This is a genomic window from Streptomyces sp. JJ38 (assembly GCF_019303475.1).
GTDB lineage: Bacteria > Actinomycetota > Actinomycetes > Streptomycetales > Streptomycetaceae > Streptomyces.
In genome coordinates this window covers 1-15,884 of the sequence record NZ_JABLSI010000055.1, presented here as the reverse complement: position 1 = coordinate 15,884, position 15,884 = coordinate 1, and the positions used below count along the sequence as shown (strand labels likewise).

Here is a 15,884-nt window from a genome sequence, read left to right as displayed (position 1 = left end):
CGTGCCTGCGGGACGCCCCTACGAGCGGCGCGGTACGGGGATGACGTAGCGGCTGAACAGCAGGTCGCGCAGGACGTCGTCGCCGCCTTCGACGATCGAGACGTAGCGCACGTCGCGGACGAGCTTTCCGACGGGGTGCTCGTTGGTGTAGCCGAGCCCGCCGAACATCTCGGAGCCGACGGAGGCCACGTCCCAGGCGGCCTGACCGCAGAACATCTTCGCCGTCAGGGCGGTCTTGAGCGTGCCCTGCCGGGCGAAGACGGCCGCCGCGTCCGGCTCCGCCATGACCTTGTCGTAGTCCCGGGCGGCGCGCAGGCAGTGGCCCTTCATGACGTCGATCTGCATCTCCATCTGGCCCAGCTTCTGTGCGAAGACCGGGCTCTGGAGGAGGGTGCCGTCGCGGAACGGCTTGTTCTTCGCGTAGGTCATGCAGTGGTCGCGGATGCGCCGGGCGATGCCGACGGCCGTGGTCGCGATGAGGATACGGCTCGCGTTGAGGCCGATCTCCAGCAGCCGCAGCCCCGAGCCTTCGAGCTGGTTGGCCTTCGGCACCCGGCACCCGGCCAGTCGCACCTGGTAGGTGTGGGAGGCGCGCAGGCCGATGACGTCCCACCGCTTGACGATCTCCACGCCCGGGGTGTCCCGGGGCACGAGGACCGCGTGGTGTTCCTCGGGGTTGTCCGCCGCCCGGGCGACGACCACGAGGAAGTCCGCGAAGTCGGTGTTGGTGGAGAAGAACTTGTCTCCGGTGATGACGAGTTCGTCCCCCTCCCGGGACACGACCGTCTCGATCTTGTTGAGCTCACTGCCCGCAGCGCGCTCGCTTCCGAGCGTCGCGCAGAACGTGCCGCGCTCGGCCATCGGCTTGAGGTAGCGGGACTTGAGCTCCTCCGAGCCGTAGAGCTGCACCATGCTGGTGCCCAGGACGGAGATGAACAGGGTGAACGCGACGCCGGCGTCGCCGTACGCGATCTCGTTGACGACCTCGACGCCGTCCTCCAGGCTCAGTCCGCGCCCGCCGAGCTCCTCGGGCAGCCACCAGTTGGCCATGCCCGTCTCGCGGAACGCCTCGTACACCTGGTGGGGCTTGTCGGTCAGGGCGTCCAGCTGCTCGGCGTCGCCGGTCAGTTGCTCCTTGACGAACCGGCGAACGGTCTTCAGGTCCTCTGTCTTCATCGTCCTTGTCCTCATTCGGCGAACACTCGTTCGATCAGGTCGTCGACGTCCATGGTGTCGAGCTCCTCGTCCGCCGCGTCCGCCGCGGCGTCCTCGGCGCCCTCGGCGCTCCGCTGCTCGTCGTCCGCAGCGTCCTGGGCGAACAGCAGCTCCCACAGGCGTTCGGCCAGGGCCGCCGGGGTCGGGTAGTTGAAGATGACCGTCGGGGGGATCTGGATACCGGTGTCCTGCTTGACCTGGTTGCGGAACTCCACGCCGCTCAGCGAGTCGAAGCCGATCTCCTGGAACGACATGTCGGCGTCGATGTCGTCGGCGTCCGGGTAGCCCAGCACCACCGCGGCGGTGGACAGCAGCAGGCCGCGCAGCTCGTCGACCTGTTCTTCCTGCGACAGCCCCGCCAGCCGCCCCAGCACCGGAGGCTCGGCCGCCGCCTCGGCGGGCTCGTGGCGCATCCCGGCCATGTCCCGCAGGAGCACCGGAACGGTGTCCCGCCGCCGCAGCTCCTCCCGGTCCAGGGCGACGGGGACGAGCGCGGCCGACTCCCGGGTGAGCGCGGCGTCGAGCAGGGCCGTCCCCCGGGCGGCGGACAGCGGGACCATGCCGTTGCGCCGGAAGCGGCTCAGGTCGGCCTCGGACAGCTGGCCGGCCATGCCCAGCTCCCACGGGCCCCAGGCCAGGGACAGCGCGGGCCACCCCGCGGCCCGGCGTCCGGCCGCGACGGCGTCCAGGAACGCGTTGGCGGCGGCGTAGTTGGCCTGCCCGGCGTTGCCGAGCGTGCCGACGACCGAGGAGTACAGGACGAACGCGGACAGCCCCAGGTCCCGCGTCAGCTCGTGCAGATGCCAGGCGGCGTCCGCCTTGGGGCCGAAGACCCGGTCGAGCTGCTGCGGCGTCATGGACTCCGACGCGGCGTCGTCCAGCACGCCGGCCAGGTGGACGACGGCGGTCAGCGGTGCCGCCGCCGGGACGCGCGCCAGCTGCGCGGCCAGCGCGTTCCGGTCGGAGACGTCGCAGGCCGCCTGGGTGACGTCGGCGCCGAGCGCGGTCAGCTCCTCCGCCAGTTCGGCGGCGCCCGGGGCCGCCGGTCCGCGCCGGCTGAGCAGCAGCAGGCTGCGCACCCCGTGCTCGGTGACGAGGTGCCGCGTGACCAGTCGGCCCAGCGCGCCGCCGGCACCGGTGACGAGCACGGTGCCCGCGGGGTCCCACGCCGGGCGGGCCGGCCGCGAGGACGGTTCGGGCGCGGCGACGAGGCGCGGCACCCGGACGGTGCCGCCGCGGACGGCGAGCTGCGGTTCGGCGGAGACGTCCAGCGTCTTCAGCGTGCGCAGGGACTCCTCCGTGCCGTCCGTGTCGACGAGCGCGAACCGGCCCGGGTGCTCGGCGAGTACCGCGCGGACCAGGCCCCACACCGCCGCGCCGGACGGGTCGGGCGTCTCGTCGGCGGTGACGGCCACGGCCTGCCGGGTGACGATCACCAGCGGCCCGTTCCCCGGGGCCTCCGCGCGCACTCGCTCCTGTACCCGGGCGAGCACCTCGTGGGCGTGCCGCCGCGCCGCCGCCGGGACGTCCTCGCGCGCGTCGGTCTCGACGTGCAGGAACTCCGCGCCGACCGGAGCGCTTCCGGCGTCGGCCGCTTCGGGCCGAGCCGTCCACTCCACGGCGTACAGGTCATCGTCGGCGGTGGCACGGGTGAGCTGGTCGGCGGAGGCCGGCATGAGCGCGAGCGAGTCGACGGTCAGCACCGGCCGGCCGTCCGCTCCGGTGATCCGCAGCGACACCTCCTGCGGGCCCTTCCGGGCGATCCGCACCCGCAGGTCGGCGCCGGGCGCCTCGTACGGCGTCACCCCCGACCAGGCGTAGGGCAGCAGCGTCGCCCCCGCGCCCCCGGCGCCCCCGGCGTCCGAGGCGGCCGGGTCACCCGAGGCGGCCGGGTCACCCGAGGCGTCCGCGAGGAGCGACAGCATCGGGTGCAGTGCGGCGTCGAACGCCGCGGGGTGCAGCCCGAAGCCGCCGGTGGCGTGCGGGACGCCGTCGGGAAGCCGGATCTCGCCGTAGACCTCCTCTTCCCGGCGCCACATGGCCGTCAGCCCACGGAAGGCGGCACCGTAGCCGTAGCCGCGCTCGGCCAGCTCCGGATAGAAGCCGTCCGGGGCGACCGGGTCGGCGCCCTCGGGCGGCCACACCGAGGCGGCGTCGTCCTGCGGGACCGCCGGTGCGGTGGCGGAGAGGTAGCCGGTCGCGTGCCGGGTCCAGGAGCGGGGCGAGGCGGAGGCCGCACGCGAGTAGATCCCGATCTCTCGTCGTCCGGACTCCTCCGGTTCACCCAGGACGATCTGGAGCCGCACCTCCTCATCGTCGAGGATCAGGGGTGCCTGCAGGGTGAGTTCCTCGACGCTCGGCCGGCCGGCGTCCCGGCCGCCCTGGTCCCGTCCTTCGGTGTCCAGGGCGTGGAGCGCCATCTCGACGAAGGCCGCGCCGGGGAAGACCGTGCTGCCGAGGACGGTGTGGTCGGCCAGCCACGGGTCGTCGGCCAGGGAGAGCCGCCCGGTGAGGACGAGCTGTCCGCCGACCGCGAGGTCGGTGGACGCGAGGAGGAACGGGTGCTCGACGGCCGTGAGCCCCGCCCCGGCGACCTCGGCCCTGGCGCCCGGGCGCTCCGCCCAGTACCGCTGACGGTCGAAGGCGTAGGTGGGCAGCTCGGCGTGGCCCTCGGTGACGCCGAGCGCGCGGAGGTAGGCGCGCCAGTCGACGGGCACCCCCTCGACGTGCAGCCGGGCCAGCGCCTCGGCGGCCGAGCGGGCCTCGGAGCGGTCCTTGCGCACGAGCGGGACAGCCCGCACCGGGGGCGCGGTCTCGGCCAGGGTCTCCTGTGCCATGGCGGACAGCACCCCGTCGGGGCCGACCTCGACCAGCACCCCGGCACCGGCGGAGACCGCGGCGCGCACGCCGTCGGCGAAGCGCACGGTCTCCCGGACGTGCCGCACCCAGTACTCGGGCCGCTCCAGCGCGCCGTCCTCGGCGACGGTGCCGGTGACGTTCGAGACGACGGCGAGGCGCGGCGCCGCGTAGGACACCGTCCGCGCCACCTCCTCGAACTCGGCCAGCATCGGCTCCATCAACGGCGAGTGGAAGGCGTGCGAGACCCGCAGCCGGGTCGTCTTGCGGCCCTGGTCGGCGAAGACCGACTCCACCTCGGCGACGGCGTCCTCCTCCCCGGAGATCACCGTGGACAACGGCCCGTTGACGGCGGCGACCGACACCGCGTCCTCCTGGCCCGCGAGCTGCTCGCGCACCTCGTCCTCCGGGGCCTGCAGAGCGGCCATCGCCCCGCCCCGCGGCAGCGCCTGCATCAGCCTGCCCCGCGCGGCCACCAGCCGGGCCGCGTCGGCGAGCGAGAACACCCCGGCCACGTGCGCGGCGGCCAGTTCGCCGATCGAGTGCCCCACCAGCACCGAGGGGACGATCCCCAGCGACTCCAGCAGCCGGAACGCGGCCACCTCGAAGGCGAAGAGCGCGGGCTGGGTCATGCCCGTCTCGTCCAGGAGCCGCGCCGCCTCGGTGCCCTTCCCGGCCGTCACCACGTCGTCGATCCGGTGCTCCAGCAGCGGGTCGAGCTCGGCGCAGACCTCCTGCCACGCCTTGGCGAACGCGGGGAAGGCGGCGCTGAGTTCACCGCTCATGCCCAGCCGCTGGCTGCCCTGTCCGGAGAAGAGCACGCCGACGGCGGGCTCCGAGGCCCCCGCGCTGCCGGTGATCACGCCCGCGGCCCGCTCGCCCCGGGCCAGCGCCCGCAGCCCGGACAGCAGTTCCTCGCGCCCGGAGCCGAGGACCACGGCACGGGTGTCGAACCGAGTCCGCCGGGTGGCCAGGCTCAGGGCGAGGTCGGACACCGGCGGCACGGCCTCGGCGGACGCCGCGGCCAGGAGCCGCTCGGCCTGGCCGGTGAGCGAGGCGGCGCCGCGCGCGGACAGCAGCCACGGCACGACACCGGCCGGCTCGGGCTCGTCGGCGGCGGGAGCGGGCCAGGCGTCGCCCTCCTCGACGATGACGTGGGCGTTGGTGCCGCTGATCCCGAACGAGGAGACACCGGCGCGCCGCGGTCGGCCGGTGTCCGGCCAGACCTGTTCCTCGGTGAGGAGTTCGACCGCTCCCGAGGACCAGTCGATGTGCGGGGACGGCTCATCGGCGTGCAGCGTGCGCGGCAGCACACCGTGCCGCATCCCCATGATCATCTTGATGACGCCCGCGGCGCCCGCCGCGGCCTGGGTGTGTCCGATGTTGGACTTCACCGATCCCAGCCACAGCGGCTCGTCGCGCTCCTGGCCGTAGGTCGCCAGCAGCGCCTGGGCCTCGATGGGATCACCCAGCGTGGTGCCGGTGCCGTGGGCCTCGACGGCGTCCACCTCCACCGGGGACAGTCCGGCGGAGGCCAGCGCCTGCCGGATCACCCGCTGCTGTGAGGGGCCGTTGGGCGCGGTGAGGCCGTTGCTCTCACCGTCCTGGTTGATCGCGGTGCCCCGCAGCACGGCCAGTACGCGGTGGCCGTTGCGGCGGGCGTCCGACAGGCGCTCCAGCACCAGCACGCCCACACCCTCGGACCAGCCGGTGCCGTCGGCGGCGTCGGAGAACGCCTTGCAGCGGCCGTCGGGCGCCAGCCCGCCCTGCCGGTCGAACTCCACGAACATGCCCGGTGTCGACATCACCGTGACGCCGCCCGCCAGCGCCAGGGAGCAGTCCCCCGCGCGCAGCGACTGGGCGGCCAGGTGCATCGCCACCAGGGACGAGGAGCAGGCCGTGTCCACCGAGACCGCCGGGCCCTCGAAACCCAGGGTGTAGGCGACGCGTCCGGAGACGACACTGGTGGCGCTGCCGGTCAGGGCGTGACCGCCGAGGTCGCCGGGCACGTCGTCGAGCTGCGGGAGATAGTCCTGGGCCATGGCGCCCATGAAGACGCCCGTGCGGCTCCGCCGCAGGGCCGCGGGGTCCTGGCCGGAGGACTCCAGCGCCTCCCAGACGGCCTCCAGCACGAGCCGCTGCTGCGGGTCCATCGCCAGCGCCTCGCGGGGGCTGATCCGGAAGAAGGCCGCGTCGAAGTCTCCGGCACCGTCCAGGAATCCGCCCCGGCGGGGGAAGTCCGCCCGGGGGTCGAGCCGCCAGCCGCGGTCCTCGGGGAACCCGGTGATCGCGTCCGTGCCCTCGGACACCAGCCGCCACAGGTCCTCGGGCGAGGAGACGCCGCCGGGCAGCCGGCAGCTCATGCCGACGATCGCCACCGGGTCGTCGGTCGCGGCGCGCCCGCCGGCGTCCGCGGTGCTCCGGTCGTCCTCCGGGCCGGAGAGCAGCTCCCGGAGCCGCCGCACGAGCACGGTGGGCGTGGGATGGTCGAAGAGGAGCGAGGACGGCAGGCGCAGCCCGGTGGCGCGGGCCAGCCGGTCACGCAGCTCGACGGCGGTGACCGAGTCGAAGCCCTGCTCCTTGAACGTGGCGTCCGCCTCGACGGCGGCGGGGTCGCCGAGCCCCAGCACGGCGGCCGTCTGCGCGCGGACCAGCGCCCACAGCTCCCGCTCGCTCAGCTCGGCGGAGCCGTCCGCGACCTCGCGCGCGGGGCCGTCCGCGGACTCGGGGACGGCGGCGGTGACGTTGCCGGGCGAGGGCAGGCCCTGCGGCAGCGTGCCGTCACCGGTGACCCAGTAGGGCTGCCGTTGGAAGGCGTAGGTGGGAAGGTCCACGCGGCGGGCCCCCGGGAAGAGGGGCAGCCAGTCCACCGCGACGCCCTGGGTGTGCAGCTCGGCCATGGACTGCAGGAGCCGTCGCGGCTCGTCCTCCCGCCGCCGCAGCGTGCCCTGGACCACGGCGTTCTCCACGGTGTCCGAGATCGCCATCGTCAGCACCGGGTGCGGGCTGACCTCGACGAACACCTCGTGGCCCGCCCGGGCCAGCACCTCGACGGTCTCCGAGAAACGCACCTCCTGGCGGAGGTTGCGGTACCAGTACTCGGCGTCCATGTCCCGCACGTCGATCCGGCCGCCGGTGACCGTGGAGTAGAACGCGACGCCGGTGTCGGTGGTCGCGATGCCCTCGGCGACCCGCAGCACCTCGTCCCGGATGGCCTCCACCTGGGCGGAGTGGGAGGCGTAGTCGACGGGGATGACCTTGGCCCGGATGTCGCGCTCCTGGCACTCCGCGACGACGGCGTGCACCGCCTCCTCGGTTCCCGAGACGACGACCGCGTTGGGGCCGTTGACCGCGGCCACCGACACCCGCTCCCGGTCCACCTCCGCGGCGGGCAGGGCCAGCGAGGCCAGCGTGCCCTTGCCGGAGAGGCCGGCGTTGATGGCGAGGCTGCGCCCGACCGACAGCCGCAGCCCGTCGGCCAGCGCGATGATGCCCGCGGCGCAGGCGGCGGCGATCTCGCCCTGGGAGTGGCCGATCACGGCGTCGGGCACCAGGCCCGCCGCACGCCAGGTCTCGGCCAGCGACACCATGACGGCGAACAGGGCGGGCTGGACGACGTCCACCCGCTCCAGGGCCGCCTCGTCGTCCAGCACCTCGCGCAGCGACCAGTCCACCAGGCCGTCGAGCAGCCGCTCACACTCGGCCATCCGGGCGGCGAAGACCGGGGAGGAGTCCCACAGGCCACGGGCCATACCCGCCCACTGTGAGCCCTGTCCGGGGAAGACCCACACGACGCCGGAGGGGGCGGCCGCCGTGCCCTCGGTGACGTGCGCCGCGGGTTCGCCGGACGCCAGCGCGGAGAGCCCGGTGAGCAGTTCGTCACGGTCGGCGGCGAGGACGACGCCGCGGTGCCGCAGCGCCGAGCGGGTCGTCACCGTGGAGAAGCCGACGTCCGGCGGCAGCAGCCCGGCGTCCTGGGCGAGGTGGTCCCGCAGCCGCTCGGCCTGCGCCCGCAGGGCGGCGGCGGACCGGCCGGAGACGACGACCGGGACCGGGCGCCGGGGACGCGCGGTGCGTTCCGGCTCCGGGAGGGGGTTCGGCGCGGCGGCACCGGGAGCGGCACCGACGACAAGGTGGCAGTTGGCGCCGCCGACGCCGAACGAGCTGACCCCGGCCACCCGGTCCTCGCCCGCCCACTCCCGGGTGGCGGTGTTGACGCGGAGCTTCCAGGTGTCCATGGGGATGTCGGGGTGCGGCTCCCGGTAGTTGAGGCTCGCCGGGAGAAGGCCGTGCTTCATCGACAGCCCGACCTTGATCAGCCCCACGACCCCGGAGGCACCGTCGAGGTGGCCGATGTTCGTCTTGACGGAGCCGACCAACAGCGGCTCGCCGGGGCGACGCGAGGCGCCGAAGACGGAGCCGAGGGCGCCGGCCTCCACCGGATCGCCAGCCCGGGTACCGGTGCCGTGCAGTTCGACGTATCCGACCTGCGCCGGCTCGAGCCCCGCCCGGGCGTGCGCGGCGCCCAGCAGGGCCTGCTGGGCACGCCCGTCGGGGACGGTGAGCGCCTCCCCGTCGCCGTCGTGGTTGACCGCGCTGCCCAGCAGGACGCAGTAGACGGGGTCACCGTCGGCCACGGCGTCCTCCAGGCGCTTGAGGACGACGACGCCCGCGCCCTCACCGCGGACGAAGCCGTTGGCCCGCGCGTCGAAGGTGTAGCTCCGGCCGTCCGGGGAGAGGGCACCGGCCCGGGCCAGCGCGAGGGTGCTGTCCGGGACCAGGTTGAGGTGGACGCCGCCGGCCAGCGCGAGCCCGGTCGCGCCGGAGAGCAGGCTCTGACAGGCCATGTGGACGGCGACGAGGGAGGAGGACTGCGCGGTGTCCACCGTCAGGCTCGGGCCGTGGAAGCCCAGGTGGTGGGAGATCCGGTTGGCGATCAGGCCCCGGCTCAGCCCGGCGAGGGAGTGGTGCGAGACGGCGCCCAGCCCATGCCGGGGAACGAGGGAGGCGTAGTCGTCCCCGGTGGCGCCGAGGAAGATCGCGGTGGCGCTGCCCCGCAGCGAGTCCGGGGCCGTGCGGGAGTCCTCCAGGGCCTCCCAGCTCAGCTCCAGCGCCAGCCGCTGGCGCGGGTCCATCGCGGCGGCCTCGCGCGGGGATATGCCGAAGAAGGCGGCGTCGAAATCGGCGACGCGGGGCAGAAAGCCACCGCGGCGGTACGGCTCAAGTTCGGGGATGCCGTACCACCGGTCGGCCGGGGCGTCGGTGATCGCCTCCGCGCCCGTGTGCAACAGCTCCCAGAATCCGCGGACGTCGGCGGCCCCGGGCACCCGACACGACATTCCGACGACCGCGACGGCGCCGTCACGCACCGGCGTCGTCCGGCCGTCGGGTCGCCGCTCGGCCTCATGCGCGTGCATAACGTTCCCTGTCTCCCATCCGGCTGAGCAAGCTTCCCGTGCGGATCACGAGGCTCGTGAAAGATGTTTCTTCTCGGTTGCTTATTTCTGCTGGCCCGGATCAGGCCGCCCCGCGGCGCTCGCCTGCCACCGGGAACCGATGGTCGAGATCACGCGCGGATACACCAGCACGCGTCGAAACGGCAGGATCGCGGCCATGTAGGTCTTTCCGAACCGGCCGTTCGGCCTCACCAGCGCGGTCATCTGGGCGTGGTACCCGTCGCCCTCCTCGTCCGGCACCCAGCCGATGTGCATCAGCGTGTGCACGGTCTGGTTGGCGAGTTCGGCCACCCACTCGTCGTGCGTCCGGTAAACGGACCGGAACGGCGCTGCGCGCATATCCGGTCCGCGGGCCCTCAGCAGGTCCTCGGGCAGTCGGTCGCGCAGCGACGGCACCCGCTTGGCGAACCCCTTCTCGGGCTTGTCCCAGCCGAGCAGGGCGCCGAGCTTCCAGCGGATGGAGAACAGCGTCCGGACGATGGCGTTGGGCGTCATCGGACCCGTGGTGATCTGCCGCACGAGTTCCTCCATCCCGTCCGGCCCTCCCGGCGTCGGGAGTTTCCACACGTCCTCGACCGTGAAGTCACGGGTGAATTCGTGAATTCGCCAGGGGCGGGAGGTGTGCGCACTGTTCGGGAGCCTCATGCGGCTTTCTCCATCCATCCGGAAAACGGCTGTTTCGTCAACCTACCGCGCCGGCGTCTTCGAGCTTCGGTGATTCCTCGTCAAGTCGGCGCTTGGGCAGCGCCATTGCGACGGGGACACCGATCAGCGCGATGACCGCGGCGGTGGTGATGGCTGCGGAGAAGCCGTCCGTGAAGTCCTGTGGCGAGCCGAATCCCCCGATCGCCGCGAACAGCGCCGTGGCGATGGCGATTCCGAATGCGCCACCAAGTTGGCGCAAACTGTTGAGGGTGCCCGAGGCCGCCCCGGATGCCTCGTTGGGAACCGCGCCGAACACCGCGGTCATCACCGCGGGGACCGCGATGGAGATACCGATGCCCCCGACGACGAACGGACCGACCATGGCCGCGTAGGACATGTCCGGATCCACGATCAGCGCCAGCCAGAGGGAGGCGACTCCCTGGAGCAGCAGCCCGGCGGTGACGAGGGCGCGTTCACCGAACCGGGGGACCAGCTTGCCGGCGATCGGCGAGAAGAAGAACACCGTGACCGTCCATGGCACCAGGCGCAGGCCGGCGTCGAGCGAGCCGTATTCCAGCACGGTCTGGAGGAACTGCGCGTAGAAGAACAGGCCGGCCATCGCGGAGCCGAACAGCAGGAACATCGACGCGTTGCCCGCGGAGAAGCCCCGGAAGCGGAAGAAGTGCAGCGGCATCAGCGGCTCCGGGGCACGCAGCTCCCAGCGCACGAAGGCGACCAGCGCCGCCGCACCCACCACGAAGCCGCCGATGACCTCCGCGCTCGACCAGCCGGCCTCGTTGCCCCGGACCAGGCTCCAGCCCAGGCCGAACGCGGCGACGGTCGCCAGCAGCATGCCGCCGTAGTCGAGACGCCGGGCCTGCCCGATGCTCTCGTCGAACTTCACGAGGATCAGCGGAATCATGATCAGACCGACCGGCACGTTGATCCAGAAGATCCACTGCCAGGTGGCGGTCTCGACGATGACTCCCCCGACGACCGGGCCGGCCAGGGTCGCCAGACCGGTCGCCGCCCCGAACAGGCCCATGGCCTTCGGCCGCTCCTCGGGAGTGAACGCGGCGCTCAGATGGGCCTGGGCGACCGGGACGACAGCAGCGGCGCCGATTCCCTGCGCCACCCGGGCCGCGATGAGCCAGCCGACGTCCGGGGCGGCGGCACAGGCCACCGACGCCGCCATGAACAGCAGCAGCCCGCCGACGAAGACACGCTTGCGGCCGTACCGTTCACCGAGGGCCGCACCTGCCATCAGCAGCACGGCGAAGGGCAGCAGGTAGCCGTTCACCGTCCATTCCAGCTCCTCGACAGACGTGTTCAGGTCGGCTCGGATGGCAGGCAGAGCCGTGGTCACCACGAGGGCATCGAGCGCGGTGAGCAGTGAGGCGAGCGAGGTGAGCAGGAGCACCCACCGCTGTTTGACGGTCATGTGAACCACGTCCTGGAAAAGTCGAGTTCGGACACTTCACGGCGGCCTGGGCCGGGTCCCGGTCACGGCGACCGGTCGCAGCGACCGGTCGCGGCGGCGGCACCGCTAACGGTCGGCGAGCGCCGCCTCCGGCTGCCGGGGCCGCAGCTCCAGCCGGGCACCGTGCTCCGGGACGATGACGACGCCGCGGCTACGGGTCCCCTCCGGCGTCGGGTCGGCGCGGTGCAGCTCACACGTGGACAGCACCTCGCGGAGCATGGCCTTGACCTCGTGGATTCCGATCCGGTCGCCGAGGCAGCGGATGTGTCCGCCGCCGAAGGGAATCCACGTGTACGTACCGGGCTTGATGTTCAGGAAGCGCTCGGGGCGGAATTCCTCCGGCTCCTCGTAGCGCTCCGCGTCGCGGTTCAGCAGATAGGCGCTGGCCCAGAGCTGGTCGCCCGGCTCATAGCGGACCCCGCCGATCTCGATCGGCTTCATGACCTCGCGGAGGATGATGTTGGGCAGCGGTGGCCGCAGCCGCAGCACCTCGTGCACCGTCGCCGTGAGGTACGCGTCGTCGGTCCCCTCGTCGATCTCGGCGATCAGCCGATCGCGCACGGCGGGCGTCCGGCTGAGCATCTCCAGGGACCAGCAGATCGCGGCGGCGGTGGTCTCCGTACCGGCGACGAACATGGTCATCATCTCGTCGCGCAGTTCCACGGCGCTCAGCGGCGTTCCGTCGTCGTGCTTGATGCCGAGCATCACGGAGAGCATGTCGTCACCGAGCTCGCCGTGCTCCATGCGCTCCCTGACGGCCTGGGCTATCAGCGCGTCCGCGCGCTCGCGGTGCCGGAGGAAGTCGTGCAGGCCCGTGGGCCGGAACGCCTCAAGGGCGCGGACCGTCAACCGCTTCATCTTGTGCAGCAGGAAGAACGTCGCCGCGTGGGTGTTGAAGTCCATCGTGCCCAGGACCTCGTCACGCAGTTCGTCCCAGCACGACGGGACGAACGAGCCGAAGATCACCTCACGGATCACCTCCGTCGTGTAACGGTGGGCGAAGGGGTGAAGCGAGGCGACGTGGTTGCGCGGCCAGGTGGTGATGGCCCGTCGGGCACGCTCGTCGATCGAGTCCTGGATGCGACGGAACGCGTCCCCCTTGAAGGCCGGCAGCAGCGACTTGCGTCGGGCCAGGTGCTCGCCCTCGTCGAGGAAGGCGAGTCCCGTGTTGCCCATGAACTTCTGGAGCACCGCGCTGCCGTTGCCGGTGTGCAGCTTGTCCCGCGGCGCCAGGAACATCTGCTTCACGTCCTCCGGGTCCGAGAGCACGTAGATGTTCATCTTGGGCCGGATGTTGAGCCGGAACCGGTGGCCGTACTGCTGACGCAGCTGCATCAGCCAGTCCGTGCGCAGCGTCCGGTACTTGTAGAGCTGCATCGGCACGGGCATCTGGGGGCCCGGCAGCGCGGAGGCCGGGATGGTGCTCCTGGCCGCCACCGCGGAATGGTCGACGGGGCAACGGGCGGCTGCGTTCTCCTCCCCTGCCCGGGGCCCGCCAGAGGTCGTGTTGGAGGTCTCCATTACTGCCTCGCTCTCTTGAAGAAGGTGGTCACGCAACGTTCTTCCGGGTACCGGCAGCGGCGGCGCCGCTCTTCGGCGCCCGCGCCGGATCCGGTCGCTGCGGAAGGCGGATCGCCAGCAGGGTGAGCCCGCCGCCGAGTCCACAGGCCGACATGATCAGGAATCCGGTGTGATAGTCCGACACGTCTGGCTGGCTGTTGAGAACCGCCGCGACTACCGCGACCCCCAGCGCTATCCCGATCTGGCGGCACATCGCCGTCATGGCCGTGCCGGTGGCGAAGCGGTCCGCCGGAAGCGACATCGCCGCCGTGGACATGCACGGCATCATGAGGCCGATCCCCGCCCCGCCGATGATCGTTCCGGGGAGGAAACCGGACAGGTAGTGCTGACCACCGTCCAGCACGAACGTCCACCAGACACCCGCCGTCGCGAACAGTGCGCCCCCGATGACGCCGACCACCCGCACGCCGTGGCGCGCGACGAGCAGACCGGCGGGGACGGCGCACAGCGTGGCCGCCAGGGGCCCGGGGGCGAACTCCATCGCGGCCCGCAGCACGGAGCGGTCCCACACGTCGGTCAGGAACAGCGTCGAGGTGGTGATCAGCGCACCGAAGCCGCCGAAGAACAGCAGCGTCGCGAGATTGCCGAGCGCCACGGGCCGGATGCGCAGAACCTCGGGCTCGATCACGGGCGCGGGGTGCCGGAACGCCCGCCACACGGTGAAGGCGAGTCCCAGCGCGCCCAGCGCCAGCAGGGCGAGCACCCGAGCCCCGCCCCACCCCCAGGAAGGCCCCTGCACGATCGCCGTGACGACGGCCGCGACCGTTCCGGCCAGCACCGCGATGCCCACCGCGTCGGGAACAGAGCGCCCCTCGGCGCGCAGCTCCGGCAGCGTTCGCCGGCCGACGAGCAGCGCCACCACACCGATGGGGATGTTCACGAGGAACACCCACCGCCAGTCGAGCTGCACGAGGAGCCCGCCGATCGGTGGTGCGAGGGCCGCGCCCGCACCGTTCACAGCCGTCCACAGGCCGATCGCCGCCGCCCGCCGCTCGGCCGGGAACAAGGGCAGCAGCAGGCCGAGCGAGCTCGGCATCATCAGCGCGCCACCGACACCCTGGAGTACCCGCGCGGCCAGGAGCAGCCCGAGCGAGGGGGCGACGGCGCAACCGGCGGACGCCACGGTGAACAGCCCCAGACCGATGAGGTACGCGCGTCTGCGACCGAACTGGTCGGCCCAGCGGCCCGCGGGGATGAGCAGCGCCGCGAAGGTGATCGCGTAGGCACTCAACACCCAGGAGAGGTCCGTCAGGCTCGCCGAGGGAAACGACTCCTGGAGATCCGGATAGGCGATGTTGACGATGAGGACGTCGAGCGCCGAGATGAAGGCACCGACCAGCACGGTCGCGACAGCGCCGCGCCGGGACGCTTCGGATGTCGTCACGCGATCCACCCCTCGATGGCGTCAGCGGTCTCCATGGCCTTGACCAAACTGAAGTGATCGGCCGCAATGTCGATGTGCGTGTCGCACACGTCCCAGTCGGGCCAGTCGCGGAGGGCGCCGTCCCCGTCGAGCGGGACCGTCGCCCGGACCGCCAGGCTCCGGGTGCCGATCCGCGCGGGACGTCGCTGGCCGAGCAACCGCACGTAGGTGCCCATCGCCAGCCAGCCGTCGTCATCGACCGCCGCCGCACGCTGGTCGTCCTCAAGGAGCGCGCTCATTCCGAGGGAGAACACCCGGTTCAGCTCGTCCGCACTGCCCTCTGGCGACGGCGTGTCGAGCATGACGACACCCTCCGGCGCGCTCCCCGTCTCCTCGAACCGGGCCGCCAACGCATGAGCGATCACACCGCCGATCGAGTAACCAACCAGCACGAACGGCTCGTCGCCCACGGTTCGCCGAACCGACTCCGCAAGCACCTCCACGGCGGCCTCCCAGGAAGCCGGAGCCGGCTCACCGCCACGGAACCCGGGCAACGAGCAGACGAACACATCCCGCTTCCCCGCGAAGTGGTCGGCCAGGGCCATGAACTGGTGCGGTCCGGAACCGACCACGAAGGAGGGCACACAGACCAGCTTCGGGAGTCCGGCCCCCTCAGCCAGTCGCACGAGGTGACCGCCCTCGTCCTTCAGTTCGGCGGACGAGGTGAAGGAGGGGCGGAACACCGATGCCTCCAACAGCCACGGCATCGCCCGCTCCATACCTCCGGTCCGGTAGGCGCGGCGCAGGAGCCCGCTCAGCGTGCTGTCAGGAGCGCCCTCGCCCCCGAACCCTGAGCCGACCTCGTCGGCCGCGGACGCCTCGCCCCCGTCCCGGACCTTCTCCAGGAGCAGTCGCGCCACGTCCGCCGGGGTCGGGTGGTCGAAGATCAGCGTCGTGGGCAACGGCCCACCCGAGACGCGGACCAACCGGTTGCGCAGCTCCACCGCGCCCAGCGAGTCGAAGCCGAGGTCCTTGAAGGGCCGCTCGGGGTCGATGTCGTCGGCGGAGGCGTGGCCGAGGATGGCCGCAGCCTGCTCCCGCACGAGCTCCAGGACGACCCGCTCCCGCTCCTCGGGTTCGGTGACGCCGCCCAGGCGCCGGGCCAGCGCGCCGCTCGACTGCTCCTCGTGCGCGGCCGCCAGGACGGGATGCTCCAGGCCGCGCCCCCCTGTCACGTCCCCGGATCCGGTCCTGGGCGCGAGCCAGTACTGCTTGTGCTGGAAGGCGT

Annotated in this window: 7 protein-coding genes; all 7 read right to left on the bottom strand. The window is 72.5% G+C overall.

Features of this window, described 5'->3' with window-relative positions; genetic code table 11:
* Positions 1 to 18: 18 nt before the first annotated feature.
* Complete coding sequence (locus HPT28_RS23155) at positions 19 to 1,176, bottom strand: acyl-CoA dehydrogenase family protein (protein ID WP_219093175.1); 1,158 nt, start codon at positions 1,174 to 1,176, stop codon at positions 19 to 21.
* An 11-nt stretch (positions 1,177 to 1,187) separates the two neighbouring features.
* Positions 1,188 to 9,488 carry a type I polyketide synthase gene (locus tag HPT28_RS23150; protein WP_219093172.1) on the bottom strand — a complete coding sequence of 2,767 codons (8,301 nt, stop codon included), beginning with the start codon at positions 9,486 to 9,488 and terminating at the stop codon, positions 1,188 to 1,190.
* A gap of 81 nt (positions 9,489 to 9,569) precedes the next feature.
* On the bottom strand, positions 9,570 to 10,172 hold the full coding sequence (locus HPT28_RS23145; RefSeq protein WP_219093170.1) for a DUF2867 domain-containing protein: 603 nt from the start codon (positions 10,170 to 10,172) through the stop codon (positions 9,570 to 9,572).
* A gap of 37 nt (positions 10,173 to 10,209) precedes the next feature.
* The gene (locus HPT28_RS23140; RefSeq protein ID WP_219093169.1) at positions 10,210 to 11,613 is read right to left on the bottom strand and encodes an MFS transporter; all 1,404 of its coding nucleotides are present in this window, start codon (positions 11,611 to 11,613) and stop codon (positions 10,210 to 10,212) included.
* A 105-nt stretch (positions 11,614 to 11,718) separates the two neighbouring features.
* Positions 11,719 to 13,089, bottom strand: a complete 1,371-nt coding sequence (locus HPT28_RS23135; RefSeq protein ID WP_219093167.1) for a cytochrome P450 — start codon at positions 13,087 to 13,089, stop codon at positions 11,719 to 11,721.
* Between the two features lie 112 nt (positions 13,090 to 13,201).
* Positions 13,202 to 14,617, bottom strand: coding sequence for an MFS transporter (locus tag HPT28_RS23130; protein WP_219093165.1), 1,416 nt, complete (start codon positions 14,615 to 14,617; stop codon positions 13,202 to 13,204).
* On the bottom strand, positions 14,614 to 15,884 hold a 1,271-nt coding region (locus HPT28_RS23125; protein WP_219093163.1), incomplete at its 5' end, for an alpha/beta fold hydrolase. The genes HPT28_RS23125 and HPT28_RS23130, both read right to left, overlap by 4 nt.